Origin of the sequence: Bremerella cremea (assembly GCF_039541315.1) — a bacterium.
Classification (GTDB): Bacteria; Planctomycetota; Planctomycetia; order Pirellulales; family Pirellulaceae; genus Bremerella; species Bremerella cremea.
This window is the reverse complement of sequence record NZ_BAABFZ010000002.1, coordinates 198421-220077: the sequence shown is the minus strand read 5'-3', so window position 1 is coordinate 220077 and position 21657 is coordinate 198421. Positions and strand designations below refer to the sequence as shown.

General features: G+C 56.4%; 15 protein-coding genes. 6 read left to right on the top strand and 9 right to left on the bottom strand.

What is annotated here, in order from left to right:
- The first annotated feature begins 88 nt into the window (after nt 1-88).
- Nucleotides 89-2617, top strand: coding sequence for an FAD-dependent oxidoreductase (locus tag ABD890_RS01610; RefSeq protein WP_345084980.1), 2529 nt, complete (start codon nt 89-91; stop codon nt 2615-2617).
- On the opposite strand, the gene ABD890_RS01605 is transcribed toward ABD890_RS01610, so the two are convergent.
- The 4 genes from ABD890_RS01605 to gad all read right to left on the bottom strand — a co-directional run bounded on the left by ABD890_RS01605 (nt 2598) and on the right by gad (nt 9946).
- Nucleotides 2598-4121 (bottom strand): DUF1501 domain-containing protein, encoded by a 1524-nt coding sequence (locus tag ABD890_RS01605; protein WP_373356925.1) that lies wholly within the window; start codon nt 4119-4121, stop codon nt 2598-2600. The genes ABD890_RS01610 and ABD890_RS01605 overlap by 20 nt on opposite strands.
- Before the next feature lie 17 nt (nt 4122-4138).
- Entirely contained in the window at nt 4139-7477 is a 3339-nt protein-coding gene (locus ABD890_RS01600; protein WP_345084977.1) for a DUF1553 domain-containing protein, read from the bottom strand.
- 172 nt (nt 7478-7649) lie between these two features.
- Nucleotides 7650-8339, bottom strand: a complete 690-nt coding sequence (locus ABD890_RS01595) for a hypothetical protein (RefSeq protein WP_345084974.1) — start codon at nt 8337-8339, stop codon at nt 7650-7652.
- Nucleotides 8340-8548: 209 nt separating this feature from the next.
- On the bottom strand, nt 8549-9946 hold the full coding sequence (gene gad / locus ABD890_RS01590; protein WP_345084971.1) for a glutamate decarboxylase: 1398 nt from the start codon (nt 9944-9946) through the stop codon (nt 8549-8551).
- A gap of 658 nt (nt 9947-10604) precedes the next feature.
- Between gad and ABD890_RS01585 the strand changes: the two genes are divergently transcribed.
- From ABD890_RS01585 to ABD890_RS01570, 4 genes are all read left to right on the top strand, one after another.
- Nucleotides 10605-11624 (top strand): DUF1559 family PulG-like putative transporter, encoded by a 1020-nt coding sequence (locus tag ABD890_RS01585; RefSeq protein ID WP_345084967.1) that lies wholly within the window; start codon nt 10605-10607, stop codon nt 11622-11624.
- A gap of 101 nt (nt 11625-11725) precedes the next feature.
- Entirely contained in the window at nt 11726-12205 is a 480-nt protein-coding gene (locus ABD890_RS01580) for a hypothetical protein (RefSeq protein WP_345084964.1), read from the top strand.
- Between the two features lie 13 nt (nt 12206-12218).
- A complete protein-coding gene (locus tag ABD890_RS01575) occupies nt 12219-13271 on the top strand; it encodes a hypothetical protein (RefSeq protein ID WP_345084961.1) in 1053 nt (350 codons plus the stop codon).
- Nucleotides 13272-13277: 6 nt separating this feature from the next.
- The gene (locus ABD890_RS01570) at nt 13278-14498 is read left to right on the top strand and encodes a tetratricopeptide repeat protein (protein WP_345084958.1); all 1221 of its coding nucleotides are present in this window, start codon (nt 13278-13280) and stop codon (nt 14496-14498) included.
- Here ABD890_RS01570 and phnE read toward each other — a convergent pair.
- From phnE to ABD890_RS01550, 4 genes are all read right to left on the bottom strand, one after another.
- Nucleotides 14495-15547: a phosphonate ABC transporter, permease protein PhnE gene (gene phnE, locus ABD890_RS01565; protein ID WP_345084955.1), complete on the bottom strand. Its 1053-nt coding sequence runs from the start codon at nt 15545-15547 to the stop codon at nt 14495-14497. The genes ABD890_RS01570 and phnE overlap by 4 nt on opposite strands.
- 17 nt (nt 15548-15564) lie before the next feature.
- Nucleotides 15565-16302, bottom strand: coding sequence for a phosphonate ABC transporter ATP-binding protein (locus tag ABD890_RS01560; RefSeq protein WP_345084952.1), 738 nt, complete (start codon nt 16300-16302; stop codon nt 15565-15567).
- A gap of 112 nt (nt 16303-16414) precedes the next feature.
- Complete coding sequence (locus tag ABD890_RS01555; RefSeq protein ID WP_345084949.1) at nt 16415-17392, bottom strand: phosphate/phosphite/phosphonate ABC transporter substrate-binding protein; 978 nt, start codon at nt 17390-17392, stop codon at nt 16415-16417.
- Nucleotides 17389-19149, bottom strand: coding sequence for a metallophosphoesterase (locus tag ABD890_RS01550; protein WP_345084946.1), 1761 nt, complete (start codon nt 19147-19149; stop codon nt 17389-17391). Before ABD890_RS01550 ends, ABD890_RS01555 begins: the two co-directional genes overlap by 4 nt.
- Before the next feature lie 375 nt (nt 19150-19524).
- On the opposite strand from ABD890_RS01550, the gene ABD890_RS01545 reads away from it, so the two are divergent.
- A complete protein-coding gene (locus tag ABD890_RS01545) occupies nt 19525-20367 on the top strand; it encodes a MurR/RpiR family transcriptional regulator (protein WP_345084943.1) in 843 nt (280 codons plus the stop codon).
- Between the two features lie 16 nt (nt 20368-20383).
- Here the strand turns inward: ABD890_RS01545 and ABD890_RS01540 are convergent, their stop codons facing one another.
- A complete protein-coding gene (locus ABD890_RS01540) occupies nt 20384-21472 on the bottom strand; it encodes an amidohydrolase family protein (protein WP_345084940.1) in 1089 nt (362 codons plus the stop codon).
- Between the last annotated feature and the right edge of the window lie 185 nt (nt 21473-21657).

The window sequence follows — 21657 nt, the reverse complement described above, 5'->3', positions numbered from 1 at the left end:
AGTGCCCACTTCAACGCAGGAACACCCAGCCGTGTTCCTGCGTCTTCTTTTGCCCACGTCGCTCCTCTCTCTTTTCTGGAGTCCTACCATGGCTGGTTCGTACATGAATTTGACTCGCCGCGCCGCGTTGCTTCTGCTTCTCCTAATTGCCTTCATTCCGCTTCGTGCCGAGGCTGAAACGATCGAGGCGGACCTGCTTGTTGTTGGAGGAACCGAGTCGGGCTGCGCGGCAGCAGTACAAGCTGCTCGGATGGGCGTCGAGCGTGTCGTGTTGGTGAACGACATCGAATGGTTGGGCGGACAATTCAGCGCGGAAGCTCTTGGGGCCATCGACGAAAACCGGGGCCATGGCTACGACGGCACCGTACCAATACCCCGCAGTGGAATCTTTCGCGACGTGATCGATGCGATCGAAGCGAAGAACGCGGAACGATACGGCGGCGTTCGTCGGCCCGGTAATACGCGCGTCATCACCACTAGCCGTCCGGTAGTTTCCCAGCAGGTCTTTCGCGAGCTGTTGGCGACGTACGAGAAGACCGGCCAGATTCAACGATTCTCCAACTACCAGGTTTCTTCTGTTCTGACCGAAGATAATTGCGTTCAGGGGGTGAAGTTCAATTCAACCGCGGATAACTCGTCGTTGATCGTCCGGGCGGCGATCACCATCGATGCTTCGGACTGGGGCGATGTGATTCGACTCTCAGGGGCTGGCTGGGATGTCGGCCTCGATGCTCGTCACGAATATGATGAACCCAGTGCTCCAGAATCAGGCGAGCCCCGCACCGACATCAATCCGATCACGTGGTGCATGATTCTGGAAGAACAAGCCAACGAATCACGGATTGCAAAACCTGCTGGTTACGACCCGCGATACTTTACCGGCAAATGGGGCTGGATCGATGAGAAGTTCGCCTACACGTCGCGTCGCCTTGTCGACAGCAAAGGATTTGCCCAGATCAAAGGGCCAGACCTGCTGCTAGTTAACACGCCGCCTATCGACTATCCGCTTGATGTCTTCCCGGCTGATGTGGCTGCGGCACTCGAAGAGACAGAGCAGGGGGCATCGCAAAAGTCGATCGTCGAGATGACGCACCAGCAAAGGGCGATTGTCTATGCCGACGCCAAGAACCATTCGCTCAAGTTTCTGTACTACTTACAGGATCGCTTTCCTAAGTTTCGTAAGATGGCCCTGAGCGATGAATTCGGAACCACCGATAACTTGCCTCCGAAACCTTACATCCGCGAGAGCCTTCGCTTAGATGCATTGCATGTGCTACGCGAGCAAGAGGTCCTCGGGTTTCAGAACCGTTCACACTACGCCACGGCGATGTTTCCCGATGCGGTTTTCTCGTGGCAGTTTGAACTCGACTTCCACCCGACGCACCGTTCATGGCGTACCGATCAACTGGATGCCGGACCATGGGAGGCCGACTTTCGCGGGAACCGAAGATTCGGGCGCGGCGGCACCGGCCGGGCCGTCTTTCCGCTGCGTAGCTTCGTCCCCAAAGGCATCGACGGTCTACTGGGTGGGCAGAAGAATCTCGGTTACACCAGCATCGTCAGCTCCTCTTGTCGCCTGCACGATCAATCCATTCATGCTGGACAGGCCAGCGGAGCCATCGCGGCGGTTTGTCTTCGCCACGAAGAGCAGCCTTCTACCATTTGGGATCAGCGAGAGCGACTGGCCGAAATTTGGAATGGCCTGCTCGCAACCGACCAGGGTGCCCCTCTCGCAATTTGGCCCTTCGCGGATGTCGATCCGCTTGAGCCAGGGTTCGCAGCGATCCAGCAACTCGCCTTGCGACGACTCCTTCCTCTGGGCCCAGCGAGTACTTCCTTCGATGCCGATGCGCCAGCCACATCGGAATGGACAGAACAGATTCTTCTGAATGCCAAGGAACAGGGCTACGACGTGACTTTGCTTGCTTCAGATCGTTTGAACGGAAGCCGACGCGACGTGGCAGTTGCAATTTGGAAGGTTCTTCAGCAGCAACCAACGCACCCTTGGAGACGTCAATCGAAACAAGATGCCGACCTGGATGGGCTGGTAGACGCCGACGATGCGTTGCCTTTCACGACCGGAACCGTTTCGTGGAAGAGTGATCCTCGATTCGATGGTCTTGTTGACGAGTCGATCCTGCAGCTTCCGGATTCGCAAGCGTTCGACTTCACAGGGAAGAGTTCTTCACCACACGCAGGATATCTGCCCGACATTGGCGAGAAGTTTGAGGCTGCCCGCGGCTATGGTTGGCAGGCAAACCTCACCAAGAATACGCGGCAGCGTGAAGACCAGAAGCCGTCGCCGCGAAGCACGTTTGTATTCACGCGATCGATCGATACGTGGGAGCTTGCGCTGCCGAATGGTCGTTACCGGGTAATCGGTTGCCTGGGCGATGTCGGGCACGAACAAGCAGGACAGAACCTTTCCGTGGAAGGGGACATTGTCGCAGATCATATCGATACGGACGCAGGTTCATTTTACGAGTTTGAAACGACCGTTGATGTCAACGATGGCCGATTGACGCTGGTCTTAGGGAAGCCAATGTCTACGACGAACACATGCCTTAATTGGCTTGTGATCATACCGGCCGACGAGTCTACGCCAGGATCTCGTTGATAACGTGACCGTGCACATCAGTCAGGCGACGTTCCAGTCCGTTGTAATAGTACGTCAATCGCTCGTGATTCAGTCCGAGCAAGTGCAAGATGGTGGCATGGAAATCGTGCACGTCGATCACGTTCTCGGCTGCCTTGTAACCAAATTCGTCGGTCGCACCGAAGGTATATGGGGCTTTCACCCCAGCCCCGGCCAGCCAACAGGTAAAGCCTTCCGGATTGTGATCGCGTCCGCTGGCACCTTTCTGGAACGTCGGCATCCGGCCGAACTCCGTACACCAAACGACCAGGGTGTCTTCCAGAAGCCCGCGACGTTTCATGTCTTTCAGAAGTGCGGCGGTCGGCTGATCGAGCACCGGACCATGGACGCTGTATTGTTTCTCCAACGCTTTATGGCCGTCCCAGTTGCTGACCCCTTCGCCTCCGGTTTGATAGGCCCCGTTGAATAGCTGCACAAAACGAACGCCTTGCTCGACCAGGCGACGGGCGAGAATACAATTGCGAGCATACGCCGCCTTCAAATGGTTCTCGGCATCGTCGGCGCCATACATTCGTAGCGTCTCGGCACTTTCCGTCGACAGATCACTCACTTCCGGCACCGCCATCTGCATGCGAGCGGCCAATTCGTAGCTGGCGATCCGCGCGGCGAGGTCGTTGTCGCCAGGGAAGCGTTCCAGATGCCGGGCGTTCAAGGCGTTCAGAAACTCTCGCGTTGCTTTGTCTTTCTCCGGGGCAACTGCCTCAGGCCGTTTCAAGTTGCGGATCGGATGGTTCGCGTTGAAGTCGGTTCCCTGGAAAGCAGCCGGAAGGAAGCCAGGTCCCCAGTTGTTGACCGACGCCTGAGGCGTTCCTCGCGGATCGGGAATCGCGACGTAGGCAGGCAGATTCTGATTGGAACTCCCTAAGGCATATGTTGCCCACGCTCCCATGCTGGGGAATCCATCAAGCGTGAAGCCCGTCGACATGTAGTTCTCGCCGGGCCCGTGGGTGTTGGTCTTCCCGGTGACCGAATGCAAGAAGCAGATATCGTCCGCCAGTTCCCCCAAGTGCGGCACCAGGTCCGAGATCATCTTCCCGCTCTGGCCGCGCGGGCGGAACTTCCAGGGGCTTTTTGTCAGGTTCCCTTGCTGTCCTTGGAACGTCACCAGCTTATCGGCACCAGGCATCGGCTGCCCATGACGGCGGATTAGCTCCGGTTTGTAATCGAAGGTATCGACATGGCTACAAGCCCCAGAGCAAAAAATGACGATGACATTCTTTGCCGCGGCTGGCAAATGGGGGCTTCGCGGGGCGAATGGTTGCCCAGGGTCGATTTCCGGACGGATGGGAGACAGCCCACCTACCGAGCGCGCGCCTTCCGCCAACAATTGCTCTTCGGCCAGCAGCATCGAGAAAGCAATACTACCCAGTCCAGTGGCTGTCTGACCCAGAAACCGCCGACGATCCAGCAGGTGCATGCCAGGCGTCGGCTGAGCGTTGATCGGTTGCTGATGGCGGCTCGCCATGACGTGTTGCCTGTTTGCTAGGGAATGAAGAGGAACTCGTTACTATTGAGCAGCGCCCGACAAAATGCCGGGAGCCCTTCTTGTTCGATGAACTGCTGACTAGACGCGGCTTCTTCTGCCGATGGCGACCGGGAATAGCACAACTCGAAAGCGAGTCGGACCTGACCGCCGGTCGTGTTTGCTTCGGAACGTAGGCGTTGGCTGAATAGGTCGGCTTGTTGCAACAAGAAGGCGCTATTGAAAAGGTTTAGTGCTTGCAGCGGTGTCGTCGATCGGGAACGTTTCGCGACGGACGTCGCCGCATCGGGGCAATCGAGAAGGCCGAATATTGCATCTTTCTCCATGCGGACTTTCGTCATATAGACCATACGCCTCCAGTCCTCCGGGCCAAACTGCTTCTTCGGGTGATAGTGACGCACGTTCTCGGCTTCGACTTCGAAGGCGGTGAAGCCCGGCCCTCCCATCGAATTATCGAGCACCCCGGTCACTGACAAGATCGAATCGCGAATCGGTTCGGCTTCCATTCGGTGTGGTGGATAGCGCCAAAGATGTCGCGTGGCGCCGTCGACTCGCAAACCTGCTTCATCGGGCTGGCTTGCCTGTTGAAAGGTTGCCGACTGCAGGATTAGCCGATGGATATGCTTCAGCGACCAATCATGGTCCATCAATTCGGAGGCCAGCCAGTCGAGGAGCTCTGGATGCGATGCTTCAACGCCCGCTGCGCCAAAGTCGCTGGGAGTATCGACCAGACCAGTACCGAAATGGAATTGCCAGATCCGATTCACGATGACACGTGCAGTCAACGGATTTTCGCGGGAAGCAATCCACTCTGCCAGTTTCTGGCGGCGAACTTTTTCGGGGCTATCTAGGGCCAACGCCAGATTCGCGAAGATCTCTGGGGCGTCCGGTAATACTTGCTCGCGTTTCTCCTGCGGCTCGCCTCGGTAAAGACGATGCGTTGGGCCTGGCTGCTCGTATCGGCCAGCATACGCTTCCCGCCGAGTGGTGGCCTGTTGTAATTCTTCCCTTGCCGCCAATAGCCTGGCGACTGCGGCCTTTGCGGCTTCCGACTTATCGGAAGGCAGACTTTCGAATTGATAACTGGGAATCAATTCTGGACTGGGAAGCGCCACGGGCAATCGATCGGATGAGTCGGCGATTGTTTTCCATGTCACCCCATCTAATGACGCTTCAATGCGATAATGAATGGCCAGCCGATCGTTGAATTGCCCTTCGCGATCGCGGGCCCATTCGATTCGGTCGATCGTCGTCGCTTGTGGCAGGTCGATCTGAACCCATCCAGTGCGGCGGGTATCGGCGATCCAACTCCTGCGATTCGAAAACTGCCCGTCGTTGATATGTTTCAACTGATGGATTTCATAGCCGGGCAAAGTTCCCGACGCAGACGCCACCGAGCCTTCGCTCGCCAATGCAACATTGCGAACGCCGGAGAAGATCGCCAGTTCATCGATACAAGGCTGCGTCCCGCCGACGGTGTCTTCAATCACGAAGCGTACCGAACGTGTTTCGATCGGGTGAAGATGTTCGACATTGCCAATCGCCCGGACAGGTTCACGGAAGAAAGGTTTGGGAGGAATCGGCCCTGCGGAATCGCGGATGTGCTCCAATACCATCACATCTGCGGTTAATGCGGTACCGGTCATCCCTCCGACGAGAAGAATCTGATCGTCCTTGCCGAGGGTGACCAGGCCTGCCTGGAAGAATCCGCTCCACATCGGTTCGCTCTTGAGCTGTAGATCGCCGTTGGCAAACTGTTGCTGATTGACGATCGCGACGACTTCCCAATCTTCGTTTGTCGCTGGATTGCCATCACGGTCGATAACGTATCGGGCATCCTGGCAATGCGTGGTGAATCCGCAGCCCCAGGAAAGCCAAAGACGAAACTGTCCCTTGCTAGCGGGCGTCCACGAGATGACTGGGACGCCTGGCTGATGCTTCCACCAAGAATACTTTCCTCCGCTCACATTCAGCGAACGTGACTCGTCCCCAGGGTCACTGGCCTGACCACGCTCGGTACCGGGCAAGTTTGTCCCGTTACCGACTGCCTTGACCAAGTGCTTCACTTTTCCGACAGCGATTTCGGGATCGTCGTCCAACATAACGAAACGACTGGTCGGTCGCTGCGGAAGAAGATGTTCCAGTTCGCCTTCCAGCTGGACGATCTCGGCACGAAGCTGCTCGGCAAGCTTTTGCTGTTCGGCCGTGAAGGGGAGGGGAGTGTCAGCATGGCGAACCCCGGAGAAGATCGCCTGCATCGAGTAGTAATCGGTCTGCAGAATTGGATCGAACTTGTGGTTATGGCACCGGGCACATCCCATCGTCAGTCCGAGGAAGGCCGTTCCAGTGGTGTTAACGATGTCGTCCAGTTCGTTCTGGCGCTGCATCAAGGTGAGATTGATGTCAGGACTTTTGACTTGATCGTAAGGTCCTGCCACCAGGAAGCCGAGGCCGACCGGGCTTCCGAAACTATCGCCCGCAATCTGTTCACGAATGAATTGATCGTACGGTTTATCGGCGTTCAACGAATCGATCACGTAGTCGCGATAGCGCCAGGCGTTAGGTCGCTCGCGATTCGTTTCAAATCCATGCGTTTCGGCGAAGCGGACCAGATCGAGCCAATGCGATGCCCACCGCTCGCCAAAGTGCGGACTGGCAAGCATCGTTTCAATCCACTTCTCCGTGGCGGCAGGATCTTCGCTGTCGGCGTAGGCAGCCACTTCTTCAGGTGTCGGAGGCAAGCCAAGCACGTCGAGAGAGAATCGTCGAGCGAGCGTTCTGCGATCGGCACGTTCGCTCGGCTTGAGCCCGTTTGCCTCGAGCTTCGCCAGGATGAAGCGATCGATCGGATTTCTGCCCCAGTCACTTTCCGCCTCGGGGACACTCGGACGTTTGACCGGCTGAAAAGCCCAGTGATCTGTCGTCCGTTTCTCGATTTCCATCGACCCTGCCGGGCCCGGCCAGGGGGCTCCTTGATCGATCCAGGCTCGTAGCAACCCGATTTGTTCTTTGGAAAGCGTATCCTCTTCTTCCGGCGGCATTCGCAAGTCCGCCTCGAGCCCGGCCACGAGTCGAATCAGATGGCTTTCGGCGCTCTTGCCAGGCACAATTCCTGGTTCGCCTGAGTCACCACCACGAATGACCGCAGCCTTTCGATCAAGCCTCAGATTGCCTTCCTGCGTGAACTCACCATGGCAGTCGTGGCACTTTGCCTGCAGAATCGGCGCGATGTCGGATTCGAACTGGATCGTCTTTTCCGCAGCCGGAGGCAACTCGCCGGCAAACGCATGTGGGGCGCATACGAGGAGGGCGCTGATAACCAGGCAGGAACGAACCATGATGTGGCCTTGAGTGTTCGTTATTTGGCAGGAAAGGAGGCTCTAGCAGCAGGCTTCATCTCGCGATGACGCCCCTTCGCCAGACATGCCACCAGGCAACCACAGGGGGGATTCCTAAGGATAGCACTGACGCTGGTCTCGAATCAACAGAAATCGTCGCACCAGCCAAGACTTAAAGCGACGAAGTTTCCCCCGGAACCGCTTCGGGCAACATCAGAACGGAGCCCCAGAAAAAGCAGATCGCCCCGATCAGCGTAAAGCAGACCGACGCGGTTTCGTGCCATGGCCCCGTATCTCCGGGCAGCACAATGGCGAGCACTGCCGAGATCAGAAAGCCGATGCAGCCTAACAGGTTCACGAAGACCACCCACCACGAGAGATCTTCGAGCTCCCACTTCCAATAGGCGTGGGCGGCTTCAATAAAGGCGAGATAGCCGGAAGCCATGAACAAGATCGATCCCAAGATATTAGGAACCCAGATCAGAACATCTTGCTGCTGCCAACTGAGCGAAGGCATCATGCCGTCAAACGTGTTCACGTTGAAGAGCACTGTCCCGATGAACTGGAGAAAGCAACTCAGCCAACCAAGATCGCCGGGCTTCCAACCAATCCACGTAGTCCGCTGCGGCGTCGAGGGTTGATCGCCTGGAATTGGATCAGCATTCGCGGCTTGAAACAGTTGAAGATATGCCGCGGTCGTAAACGGAATCGAACCCAGGAAAAAGATCAGTCCAGCCTCGCTTTCGGCCAGACCGATGGCTCGCGTCCATTTCGGCCACAAGCTCACGATACTTCCCAAGGCAAACAAACTGGCACCCACGGCGAAGATCATCCCGATCCACCAATTCAAGTCGCCGGGCATCCACGCTGCTTTTACGAATGTTCGCAGCAAGGAATGCGGATGCTGTGTTTCGGGATGGGCAAGTCGTTTCCGATGATGCCGTGAACGCCACCGGCGCACCCGTCCCTTTCGATCGTGAAACAATCGAAAGGTAATGAACGGGTGCGGTCCGCGCTGCTCGACACAGTGCAGTGAATTGGCTTCGTCCGAAGAAGTCATGCTCGCAGTGACTAGTGATGGAAGCCCGAGGCTTCCTCTTCCGTGAGAGGGGCCTGGATCGGATGCTGCTTGAAGTAGTCGAGTGCCTCGCGCATGTCTTTCAGCAGCAGGCTTGCCAGATCGCGGCTGACCCCATGCCGAACCAGTATTCGCTGGATCGCCAGGTCGTCGCGATTAGGCGGCAGCGAGTAGGCAGGCACCTGCCATCCGCGCGTCCGCAATCGATCGGCCAGATCGTAGAGCGTGAAGCCAGGCTTGGCGTCGTCTTTCAGCTTCCAACATAAGGCCGGAATGCCTTCGTGCATCTTTCCGTCGTAGATTACCTCGAACAGGCCCATCTTCTCGATCTCGGTCGCCAGAAACTGAGCCGTCTCGTAGCAGGCCGTGTGGATCTTGCGATAGCCTTCCTTGCCCAGTCGCAGGAAGTTGTAGTACTGGCACACGATCTGTCCGCCAGGACGCGAAAAGTTCAAAGCGATGTCGCGCATATTGCCCCCCAGGTAATTTACCCAGAAGACCAGTTCTTCCGGCAAGTCGGCTTCCTCACGCCAGATCACCCATCCAGCACCCAGCGGAGCCAAACCAAATTTGTGGCCGGAACTGTTGATCGATTTCACACGCGGCAGACGGAAGTCCCAGACGACGTCCGGGGCACAGAACGGCGCCAGAAAGCCACCGCTGGCCGCATCGACGTGAATCGGAATATCCCAACCCTTGTCTACCTGCAGTTTATCGAGTGCGGCGGCGAGTTCCTCTACCGGTTCATACTGACAAGTGAACGTGACACCCAGCGTCGGCACGACACCAATCGTGTTTTCGTCGCAATATTTGACCGCTTCTTCCGCGGTCAAGATCAGACGGTCACCTTCCATAGGGATCTCGCGGTGTTCGATATCCCAATAACGAGTGAACTTGTGCCAGCATACCTGAACCGGACCGGTCACCAGGTTCGGCTTATCGATTGGCTTGCCAGCGGCCTTTTGCTTGGCCTCCCAGCGACGTTTCATCGCCATGCCACCCAGCATTGCGGCTTCGCTAGAACCGGTCGTCGAACAGCCTACCGCGGAGGCCTCGACCGGCGAGTTCCAAAGATCGGCCAGCATGTGAACACAGCGCGATTCAATCTCTGCGGTCTGAGGATATTCGTCCTTGTCGACCATGTTCTTGTCCAGGCACTCTTCCATGAGCTTGTGAATCTCAGGCTCGAGCCAGGTCTGGCAGAAAGTCGCCAGGTTTTGGCGCGAGTTGCCATCGAGCATCAACTCGTCATGCACGACCGAATAGACATGACGTGGATCGCGCTCGGCATGCGGGAACTTGTACTTCGGCATGCGCAACGAAAGATCGCTCGATGCGTAGATATCGTCGTCGACGAGTTCACGGAGTTTCTTCTTTGCGTGCAATGCCATTACTTCTACCTCGTAATCAGTAAGGAAAAACGCGCCGAAGCTTCGGTCACGCCGGGGTCGAGTTGGAGCGTGTTCGCTGGATGCAGGATAACGAAACTTGGAATGACGACAAAACTTGATGCCAAAACTCGTGTCATTTCAATCGCGATCAAACCCAACTCCGTCAAACCCTAGCCTACTGTTTCGGCTAGACCCGGCCTGAAGAACGAATCATCTCTGATTTACCCGCATCTCTGGTCGACGGCGCGTCATCCGCGCAATCGGTATCAACCGCCTTGCTGCGGCAAGCAGGACTCGCTGTGGGCTTTTCTGCCGTCCCAAAGTGGCCCACAACGGCACTCTGACCGCCCAGAATCAAAACTGGATATCCTATTCACATGAAAACTTCACGAATCATAAACCGGATTGGCTGGCAACGTGTTGGATTCGTCGGCAAGAAGAGGTTTTTGCCCCTGGATTAACGTTTCATGAATAGCTCGCGTGGTTGCCGACTTTTCAATGGACATCTGACCGAGGGCGGATAAATTATCCACCAACGGCATTCGACGTGGGTTGGTGCATCGCATTCTGCCTCGAATTGGATCATCTATCCGCTCGGTTCCGCTACCGTCCTCATTCGCGTATTTGTTTGGAAGAGTCAGAAGACATGGAGTTCCCGATGAAAGTATCCAAGTCCGGCAATCTCGCAGTACCTCGTCGACATGGCGCGTTCACGCTCGTCGAGCTGCTCGTTGTCATCGCGATCATTGGCGTACTGATCGCATTGCTGCTTCCAGCGGTGCAGCAAGCCCGAGAGGCCGCTCGACGTATGGATTGTGCCAATCGCATGAAGCAATTGCAGTTGGCGATCCACAACTACCACGACACGTTCCTGGCGTTTCCGTCCGGTGTGATCAACAACCGGGGCGACAACCCCAATGGGGCGCATGGAAGTGGCACGCCGGCGATTGGCGGGTCGTGGAGCTTGTTGATTCTTTCGCATATCGAACAAAGCGCGATGCACGATCAATTCATGGTGATCGCCCAGTCGGAAGTCGAAGTAGCCGACTGGCTCGGTAACAGTCGCTACACCAGTCAAGGCATGAACGTGGGATCCGAACAGTTGGATGCGATGCTTTGCCCATCCCATCCGACCACATCCGAAAAGCTTGCCAACGGTACCGGACTGGAAGATTTGGCGCGTGGAAACTACGTCGCCTGTTACGGCAAGGCAGGCTATGGGGCGGTGCACACCAACAACGGTGACGAAGGAGGCGTGTTCGGAAACAACTCTGGCTTCAGCATGCGAGATGTCACCGATGGCACCGCCAACACGATCTCGTTGAGCGAACTTCAGTTCCGCCTTCCCAGCGGCACCGGTCCTTCGTACCAGGACTCGCGCGGCGTCTGGGCATACGGTGCGATGGGCGCCGCCTGTTTCAGCACCAAAACGGGCCCCAACAGCACGACACCAGATGGTGTATGGGGTTGCCGTAACTTCCCCGAAGAAGGCATGCCCTGCACCCAGATCGGCAGCCCCTATACCGAGATGTATTCGGCGGCTCGTAGCTATCACCCAGGCGGCGTAATGGGAGCCATGACCGACGGCTCGGTCCGGTTTTTAAGCGAAACGGTTGATCTGGCCATCTGGCAGGCTCTTGGGTCCCGAGGTGGGCGTGAAGTGGTTGAACTGCCGTAACGTCAACGCACCTTCTCGGCGGACGCCCCTTGCGCGAAGGCGTCCGCCGGGATTGATTGTGCTCTGTAATTTCTGGAACTCAAACCTGGCCTGAATCTACCATGTCTTATCGCTTTCCCATTGCTTTCGCCCTGTTGCTACTGCTTCTGACGATCGGATGTCAAGGAAGCAGCCAACCGACCGCCTACCCAACGACCGGTCTGATCACCTTCGAAGGTGAACCGATGAAAGGGGGCGGGGCAATTTCGTTCATCCCCATCGGGCCTCAAACGGGCAAGCCAGCAGGCGGGCTGGTCAATGAAGATGGAACGTTCTCGATGACGACCTACCGCCAAGGGGATGGGTCAGTCGCCGGCAAGTTTCGTGTCATCATCATGCAGACGACAACCTCCGAACCAACGATGGTCGCCAGCGACGACGGCGGTGAACCGGTGATGTCTTCCGGTCCGATCGAAACGGTGAATAAGTCACAGCGGATTCCGTTGATTTATGCCGACTCTGCCAAATCGCCGATTACGGTCGAGGTCACACCACAAGGCAACAACCAACTGACAATCGACCTGACGCGTAAGCCCACTTAGGATTCTGCCCCTGGTGAATCACCCGGCACAAATCTGGAACCGACCTGCGACTGGAACTGAAACCGCCGCAGAATCAGCATCGTCGCTGGCTCGAACCGGCTGGCTGTTTGGACCGTGGATCGATCTGCTTCTGGTCTCGAACTGCTTCTGGCCCTTGCTTGTATTTTTGCAGCACGACATCGACTTTACGGGCCGTGCTGCGGTTCAGTTCTGGCAGATCTACTTCATCACCACGCCCCATCGTTGGAGCACGCTGGCAGTGGTGTTGATGGATCGTCAGTTGCTACGTAACCGACGCCGTTTTTTGATTGGATTTACCTTACTGGTGATAGGACTCGTAGTTGGAGTTCGCCTTGGAACCGGCGGCCTGACTTGCCTGTTGGCGATTGACTACCTTTGGAATGCGTGGCACTTTGCGGCGCAGCATCATGGCATCTATCGGATTTACGGCCGTCTCGCTTCGCGCCACACGATGCTGCCAATCGTGGTGGAAAAGTGGTTGCTGCGCGCTTTCCTGTTGTACGTGATCCTCCGCGTTGCCCAGGTCTCGATTCAGCCCCCGCTCGCTTTAGATCTGCTGAACAAGATGGACTGGTTCATGCCAATTCTGCCAGCAATCGTTCTGGGAAACGCGCTACTATCGTTTCGCCGTGCGGGCCTGGGTGGATTGATTTACCTGGTCAGCGTAGTCAGTCTCTTCCTGGCACTGCTTACCAGTGTGCACGTTGGTAATCCGGCGCTGGTGCTTTGCCTGACGACCGCGTCGGCATGGTTTCATGCGAGCGAATATTTGACCGTCATCGGCTGGCGATTGAAAGGTCAGGCTCAAACAAGCGGCCCTGATGCCAATTCCGACATTGTTCGCTGGCTGCTATCGCGGTGGGCTGTCTCGCTTCTGGTCTTCATGCTGATACTCGGCTCGGTGGGCTGGATGGTGGAGCACAACTTCCTGGAGCTGTGGCTGCTGATCAACGTGATCGCTGCCTTTCTTCACTATGGCTTCGATGGTGTCATGTGGAAACGAAGCAGCCCCTCAATCAGTCCTACGCCCGTTGGGTTGGAGTAACTCAAGATGGCCGATCAGATGTTACACCGCCTGTTGAAAGTGCTCCCTCAGGCAATCGGCATCCTGGTCATTCTGACCTGGCTTGGATCGCTTTCCCGAATACCGGCCCCCCAAGCCATTCTGTTGCCATTTGCCTGGACCGACGTCGCCGTGGTGTTGATTGTCGCCGGCTTGCCACTTGGCTGGACGATCCGAAATGAATTTCATCGCCGGTTCGACAATCCCACTCATTCGATCTGGGGAGAACTACTCCTGGGTACACTCTTGCTGACCGGATTTCGTCTTCTATTCTGGAATCAGGTCGACCAGTACGCCCCGGTAATGCTGCTTTCGCAAAGCATGGGACTTTCGAGAATGCTGGGTGCTTTGTCCGCATCGCTCGGGTTGACGCTTTTAGGAGCAACCTGGTTTCCCGCTCCCGTGTCTCCATCGACTACCACGCGGTGGCTTGTTTCGTCCCTGTTATTTCTGGTGGTTCCTTGGACCTATCAACAGGCTCGCTGCAACGCGGAACTCGATACCGCCATGGATCAGCTGTCGCAGACTCGCCTCGTCGAAGCTAACGACCGCCTCCGAAGCTGCCTGGTACTGGAACCAAGCCTTCAGCATCAAGGTATTGCCGTGCGAAAGATGGTCGAACAGCTAACCCTTCAAATCGCCGAAATCCAACAACAATCTGCAATGCCGCTGGCAGCCGATGCCCCCATCGAACGCGTCGTACCTTTTGCGATTCAACTGGCAGTCTTGGGCCGAGGGGAAGAAGCAACACGCCTGCTTAACATGTACGAGAATTCTCCCGGGTTTGCGGCCCATGGTGGCCATCAGGTCCTGGGGACACTTTACCAGGACCGACGCGAGTGGCGATTATCGCTCGATCACTTTCGATTGGCCGAAAAGTTTTGGGCTGACCAAGCGTCGTCGCCGTCAACATCCGCGGCTCTGGCTTCCTCGATTCAGGGAACTGCCTTTGCTCTTCGCAAACTTGGTCGTGTCTTTGAGGCCGAAGAGGCGTATCAGCGGTTGCTCGACTTAAATCCATCCGCCGAGACCCATTTTCTGCTTGCTCAGTTTTACGAAGACATTCAGCACAGCAGCCTGGCGGCACACCATGCCCGTCGATCCATCGAGCTTCACCCTCAGCAGTACAAAACTTCCGGCGAGGCATTGATTCACAAGATGCAGGCGAGTCACTTTCGCTGCTTTCAACTCTTCCCGAGCGGATCTTAATCCTGAATCAGCTTCTTTCGCATCGACTGCGTTAACAGTTCCAATACGACCACCGTGAAGAAAATCGCCAGCAGAACAGTCGTTGCGTGCCCGTATTGAAAGTTGCTCCACTTTCCCATCAGTTCGACACCGATGCCGCCAGCCCCTACGATTCCCAGTACCGTCGCCGTCCGAACGTTCCGTTCGAGGATGTACTGTATGTAGGCAAGGTATTGTGGAAACACCTGTGGGAGCAGAGCGTGCAGAAAAACGCCGACCCTTCCCACGCCACTGCTGGCGAGTGCTTGGGCCGGGGCAGGATCTGTGTTGTCCATATCGTCCGCGAAAAACTTTCCCAGGAAGCCCGCGGAATGAAGCCCTAAGGCCAATACCCCGGCCGCCGGGCCAAACCCAAACAGCAGCACGAAGAACATCGCACTCACCAATTCAGGAATTGCGCGACTCAAGCTGCATAACGCGCGTGCCGCGTAAACGATTGGTGTCGCAATGCTGATCCGGCGCGACCCCAGCAGACTCAACGGCACCCCAAGCAAAAGAGCCAGAATCGTTCCCCATAGGGCGATCTCCAGCGTTTCCAGCATCAACCAGCCAACGCGAACGAGGTAACCGACGGGTTCGACCAGGACATGCTCTTCGATTGTTTCTTCTCGCTCAATCACCTGCCCGTCGATGAATTCGACCGACATCTTTGTCGTCTGATTCGATTCGAGGTGACTGAACCACGGCAGCTGGTCAGGATTGAAGTTCTCGATTCGGCTTACCTCTTGCTGCCGCGAGATCACCGGAGGCCAACCCTGCTGAGCAAATCGCTGCGCTCCGTCGAGGACCTGGCTTGATTCACCGTGACCTAACATCGCCCAGAAGGCGCTGGTTGACTCCTGACGAACCTGCTCTAAACCTACGCGACGAAACGACATCGCTGCGACCCCGACGAGCGCCACCACGCAAAGTAGCTTGGGAATCACGCTTGGCTGGCGGATCGGCCACCCGCATTGAAGTAAATCGGCGACATCTGCCGAAAGATCGCGACCTTGCTTCGCTGCATCCATGGCATGTTCCTGATCGCTCATCGGTTGGTCGAAGCATTCTGCAGAGCATTTTCAGCCTGGCCAGTCGTTACCGATCTTGCTTCGCGGCGAAGATAGTCGGACGACATTTCCGAGCTCTGTCGCCATTCGCTCGGCGTGCCATCGAACTTGATCTTTCCTTTCGCCATATGAACAATGCGATCCGCGTACTCTTCCGCCATGTCAGGCTGATGAAGATTGCATAGTACGGCAATATTCCACCGATGAGCGGCTTCTCGCAATAACTCCAGAATTTCGCGACCGATCGCCGGGTCTAAGTTGGCTACCGGTTCGTCCGCCAGGATCAAGGAAGGCTGACGGATGAGGGCGCGGGCAATCGCAACGCGTTGCTGTTGTCCGCCCGACAGTTGCCCGGCGGCACGAGTCGCATGGATTGGTTCCAGCCCGACTCGTTCCAGCCACTGACAGGCCAGCTCACGATCGGCAATACTCCAATGCCGGAAGATGGAACGATACCAGGGAATCCAGGGAAGACGGCCAAGCAGAACGTTATCGAGCGTACTAAGTCGCGGAACCAAAGCAAAGTGTTGATGGACGACTCCCATGCGATGCTGTAGCTTTTGTCGCGACCAGGTCAGCATTGGCTCGCCGTCGATCTCGACCTGGCCTTGGTCTGCCGGCAACTGGCCGCTGATCAACTTCAGCAGCGTCGACTTGCCCGCTCCGGAATGGCCGAGCATCACCACGAATTCTCCCCGTTCGATCCGAAGCGACACATCGTCCACCGCGCGAACGGACTGTTGCTTTCTACCGAATGATTTGCTGACAGAGATCAAAGAAAGCATCGAGCGTCTGATACGTGAAGGCGGCGATTGAAATTAGATCACACTAGCGATCGGCGGCCCGTTCGATAATGGTAGCGATCATTCTTGGATTGACCGGATCAAGATCGTTGATTGCCTCCTCAAATTGCTTTTGAGGAAAATCCACATCGAAGCGATCGTACTGATCGCCACCGTAACCCCGAATCATCTCAGGCCGAACATCGGGCGACTCATGGATCGTGCGGAAGGCTTCAAGTAGACGCTGTTTGACGGTTGGTTCCAACTCAGGATGCATTACCAGAGGTGGGTTCGGAATCGCAGGACTGACCGCCACGACCGAGAGTTCCCCCGGAGCGATCGCGTGGCTATTGAGGGCTTTCTCGTAGGCATGCAGCGAACAACCAGCCGCGTCGACATGTCCCTCGCGAAGCGCCGCAAGGGCATTGCTATGGCTTCCGGTCAACGAAATTTGGCTGACCCCCAGCACCGGATCGACACCAGCGCGAACGATCATCGCCAGCGGGTAGCGGAAGCTGGACGTGGAATTTACATCCCCCAGAGCAATCCGCTTTTGTTTCAAGTCTTCGACTTTATGGATCCCGCTGCCTGCACGCGTGAGGATGGCAGCCCGATAGGAACTCGACTTCTCTTTCACAGCGACCGCCAGCAGTTCGGCGGCGCCCCGTTTTTGCGCTTGGAGGAATGTCACCGGACCGAGGAAAGCAATATCGACTCGCTTGGCGACCAGGCCTTCCACGACCGATCCGTACGATGTACCTACGCGAAGCTCGAAGTGTAGGTCTTCGTTTCGCGTGATGGCGTTGAATACAGGACGAAAGTCGTCCAGAGTCGTATCCGCCCCCGTATCAGCAGGAATGAGCATCACGCGAAGTGGTCGCTGAGCCGTACCATCTCGCAAAGAGTCTTCCGCCGCGGCGGCCACTCCGACCAGGGAGATGCCGCCCAGCATCAGGTGCAGAAAAATGCGAAACGAGATGGCTAACGAAGAAGTCACGAACGTTTCCCATTTCAGCAGGCTCATTGCGTTGCCTTCAAGGTCTGGCTGGAAGCCTTCAATAACTCACTTTTTGGCGGTTTGATTCCGTCGCTCGCAGGCTCGTCACGCTGTAATGGCTGATCGGCTGGGGCTTCATCCAAACGAATCGTGAAGGTCTGGTCTTGATCCAAAAGATATCGATCGTAAAGCGGACTGTAGGTCAGCACGTTCACCGTGTTGCCATCCGGCGTGAACTCGAGCAGGCGGAAGTAACCTTCGCCCCCAAGTTCTCGCATTTGGTAGTTCGCAAGCATCTGATGCACGTAGTTCCCGGCGTCGTTCTTGTCGGCCCGGTATCCGGTACCATCATTCAAAACGTGACCGTTGAACGTGAACACAAAGTTGTGCTTGCGAACCAACTTGTCCCACAACTGCTGGCCGTCATTCTTACTACCAGGCGTGCGGTAGTTGTGCGGATTCCAGTGGTTAGGGGAAGTCTTGTCGGTGTGGTCGTAACGACGCGAGTTCGAGAACATGTAGGCATGCGTAACCAGAATGCCCTTTCGATCCGCGTGCTTCGCCATTACCTGGTTGGCCCACGCAACCACTTCGTCCCGAGGCGCCCATTCTAGTGCGACGACAATCCACTTATGACCACCTGCTTCAAACAAATGGTAGGTGTTATCGAGCTTGCCCTGCTCGTACGCTCCCCCAAACCCTTCTCTGGCTGAGGTTTCGTCAAATGAGAAATATTGGTTAAGAAACGTATCGCGGGTCGAAGCGTCGCCGGAAGGACCGTAATCGTGGTTGCCACCGACGATCACATAAGGCAGATGACCTTCAAGCAGCTTCATCGATTCGGCCGCTCGTTGCCATTCGGTCTCGGTGTTGTTGTCGGTAATGTCTCCCAGGTGCAAGGCATATTTGATGTTTCGTTCTTCAACATGGGCACGCAACCAGGCGGTTTGAGCGGAATAGAGACCAGGATAGCGGACCGAATAGACCTGGGTATCGGGCAGCAAAGCCAGCGTCCAAGATCCTTGCTCGAAGCTTCGTTGAACCCGCGGGGAAGGGGTGACGGCGATCGCTTTCGCTTTGCGTGCGTCGATATCTTTGGCATGCTGTAGCAGATTCTTCGCGAACGCTTGAGCCAGTTCGTGCCGCTGCGGTGTCGCCACGTTCTTGCCATCCGCATTCCGAAACTTGTCCAAGTGCATCGCAGCCAGGACGATGCGACCTTGGCCATAGGCGCCTTCCATCAGAACCGGATAGGTTGCGTTGCCATCCGAGCTGAGAATCACCTGAAAACCACCCTGGCGATCGAACGTCTCCCAGCCAAGTCGCTCACCAGACCAGGCGACCTTGTTCTTTTCAACCGGGAAACCTTTCACGAGCGTGTTGGCGCTCGAGAGAACATGGAGTTCCGAAAAGTCACGATCGCAGCGTCGTGCTTCCAGCGTCGTGGGTAGAAACGGAGGACGGTTTTCGGTTTGATCGGCCTGCGTCATCTGAACCAACAGATTGCCGTCGTCAACGAACTTGTAGAGGTCCTCGGAGTATTGCTCCATGTACTTGGCATAGGCCGGGTCGTCGCTGGCAAAGCTGCCAATGAAGATCATTCCCGAAAGTCCCCACGGTGATTGATCCTTCGCCAGTGGCTGAACATCAAAACCCGCTTCCACCAGCAGCTGGGTGGCACCGGTCTGCTTAGTCCACGCATCCTGATAATCCCAAACGTAGGCGGTCACCGCAGATGGTTTCGCCGGAGCGGCAGGCAGATCGGACGTGGAAACGTGGGTCATTATCGCCGTTAAACTCGCTAGAACAAACAATCGGAATCGGATCGCCCAGGCAGGGTTACCAAACATGGAGTATCTCCAAGCAGGGGAAGGGAACAAATCGACCGCCTAAACCGCCACTGGATTCCCTATCCATTCGATACGAATCGAATATCCCGGATTGTGACGATTGATAATTCAAAAAGCCAAGATACACCCATACGTCACTGGATGCGATATCCGAGCTAGACTCTTAACGGATATTTCATCCAGATCACTGGACATGGGATCCCATTTGTAGACGATTATCAAAGCAGCCTGTTCGACCGGACTTCCAGTCCGCTCGTTCGTGCTTCGCCTTGATGTCAGAATTCCACTGATCGGAATCGATCTTTCTCGATGAACACCTCTCCTAACAGCAATCCCGATCCGTCGTGGCGTAAGAAGTTTCGGCGAATGCATGGTGAAATGACTGCCGCCGAGCAGCGTGCCGGCGAGTACTTTGAAAGCCACGCCGAAGCGGCATATCACTCGATCAGCGAAGTGGTGGCCCATAGCGGCATCGGCTATGGCACCATCATCCGGTTCTGCCAGAAGCTTGGCTGCAAGGGCTTTCAAGAGTTCAAGCTGATGCTCGCGACCGAAGGGGTGGCCAACGTTCGAGCGGAGCAGGGGAGCGACGATCGACCTTCCAGCGCGGTAGAACGCCGTTTGACAAACGAACTGGCCGATACCCTCCGACTGTTGGAAGACGACCATCTGCAACAAGCGGCTGAGAACCTGCTGGCAGGTAGAGTGGTGCTGGTGGTCGGTGTTGCCAGCAGTGCTCCGCTGGTATTGAGCCTGGTCTGGAAGCTGAGCCGAATTGGAATTGACGCGCGCCCCTCGACCGAAGGCTACGTGATGGCGGTGAATGCCACACTGCTGAAAAAGCACGACGTGCTGTTCGCCATCAGCTCGTCAGGAGCCACAAAGGACATTCTGCATGCGGCCGAAGTTGCCGCGGCCCAAGGCGCGACCGTGATAGCGCTGACGAACTTCTCGAGCTCGCCACTCAGCCAGATCGCGGATGTTTCGCTTTTCACGACAGCGAATCGCGATCCGCTGAAGGCAGAAGTCCCTTCGATCATCGCAGGCGAAGCAGTCGCCGAGATGCTGCTCGAGCGGTTGCTGTTGCTCGCGCCAGAGCGGCGCGAGCACTTGTTGCAATCGTCAAAGGCCGTTTCCGACCGCAAGCTGTAATCGCCGTCTTCGGCCGTTACTTCTTCGACTGTTCGTACTTCTGTTCGTACTTGTCTCGCAGCATCTGCTGCTTGTCGTTCAGATCGACTGCCTTGCCAAAGACCCAGGCCGACTCGATCTCCGTCGGTGCCTCCAGCGGGTTGCCGTTGCAAAGGATCAACGTCGCATCTTTGCCGACTTCCAGGCTTCCCACACGATCGGCAACACCCAGGATCTTGGCAGGCGAAAGCGTGATGGCTTCAATTGCCTCGTCACTGGTCAAACCGAACGCCGCCGCAGTGGCCGCGTGGTAAGGCAAGTTACGAACGTTCCAGGCTTCCGAACGATCGTAGCCCGAGATCGCGAACAGGATACCTGCGTCCTTCAGTCGCTTCGGCAGCGAATAGGCCGCGTCGTACGAGTCGTCCTTTCGCATTGGCTGGCGATGAATCGAGGAAACGATCACCGGCACATCGTAATCTTTCAAAAGAGAAGCACACTTCGGAGCATCGTAGCCACCGAAGATCACCAGCTTGACCTTCTGCTCGCGAGCGAAGGCGACGGCGCGGGTTATGTCTTCCCAGCGGTCCGCGGCGATAATGATCGGCTGATTGCCTGCCACGACTTCGCCCATCGCCTCCAAACGTGCATCGTGACGGATTTGCATGCCGGCTTCTTTGGCGCTGGCGTACTGACGACATTCCTCGAGGAACTCACCGAGTTCTTCACGATGATGTTGACTGCGAAGGGTGACGATCATCGCCGCTTCCGGCTTCACGGTCATGTCTTCGTAAGTCCAACCGTCGAGTTGCATCACGGCACTTTGACCTGCGATCAGACCGCCGGTCGGAGCAGACATGGTCAGCAGCACACCATTGGTCCGCGTGACGGGGACGATTTCACTGTCTGGATTGACAGCCACGTGAGCTTTGACGTTCGGATTCAGTTCGCCCGATTCACGGTAGTCGTTGCTGGCTCGCACCGAAGAGATTTCAGTCAGGCCGATGCGCGAGTATGGCTCGAACAGGCCAGGATAGACGTGCTGGGTGGCAGCCTGAATCACGGTCGCTTCGGCGGGGACTTCAACATCGCTTCCGATCGCCGTGATCTTTCCGTCCTGGAACACGATCGTTCCACCTTTTACGGCGGGCCCGGACACGGGATGCAATGTTGCACCAACGATCGCGACAGGTCCCTTCGGCATCGCACCAGGAATTTGATCCGATGCAAAACCAGCCGAAGTAACGAACAACAGCAAAGCAGAAGTGAGAAGGCAGGAAATACAACGCATAGTTAAAACTCGAACGTGAG

Coding starts and splice junctions, on each gene's coding strand:
- ABD890_RS01610 (WP_345084980.1), top strand. CDS start 89: ATGGCTGGTTCGTACATGAATTTGACTCGCCGCGCCGCGTTGCTTCTG.
- ABD890_RS01605 (WP_373356925.1), bottom strand. CDS start 4,121: ATGGCGAGCCGCCATCAGCAACCGATCAACGCTCAGCCGACGCCTGGC.
- ABD890_RS01600 (WP_345084977.1), bottom strand. CDS start 7,477: ATGGTTCGTTCCTGCCTGGTTATCAGCGCCCTCCTCGTATGCGCCCCA.
- ABD890_RS01595 (WP_345084974.1), bottom strand. CDS start 8,339: ATGCCCGGCGACTTGAATTGGTGGATCGGGATGATCTTCGCCGTGGGT.
- gad (WP_345084971.1), bottom strand. CDS start 9,946: ATGGCATTGCACGCAAAGAAGAAACTCCGTGAACTCGTCGACGACGAT.
- ABD890_RS01585 (WP_345084967.1), top strand. CDS start 10,605: ATGAAAGTATCCAAGTCCGGCAATCTCGCAGTACCTCGTCGACATGGC.
- ABD890_RS01580 (WP_345084964.1), top strand. CDS start 11,726: ATGTCTTATCGCTTTCCCATTGCTTTCGCCCTGTTGCTACTGCTTCTG.
- ABD890_RS01570 (WP_345084958.1), top strand. CDS start 13,278: ATGGCCGATCAGATGTTACACCGCCTGTTGAAAGTGCTCCCTCAGGCA.
- phnE (WP_345084955.1), bottom strand. CDS start 15,547: ATGGATGCAGCGAAGCAAGGTCGCGATCTTTCGGCAGATGTCGCCGAT.
- ABD890_RS01555 (WP_345084949.1), bottom strand. CDS start 17,392: ATGAGCCTGCTGAAATGGGAAACGTTCGTGACTTCTTCGTTAGCCATC.
- ABD890_RS01550 (WP_345084946.1), bottom strand. CDS start 19,149: ATGACCCACGTTTCCACGTCCGATCTGCCTGCCGCTCCGGCGAAACCA.
- ABD890_RS01545 (WP_345084943.1), top strand. CDS start 19,525: ATGAACACCTCTCCTAACAGCAATCCCGATCCGTCGTGGCGTAAGAAG.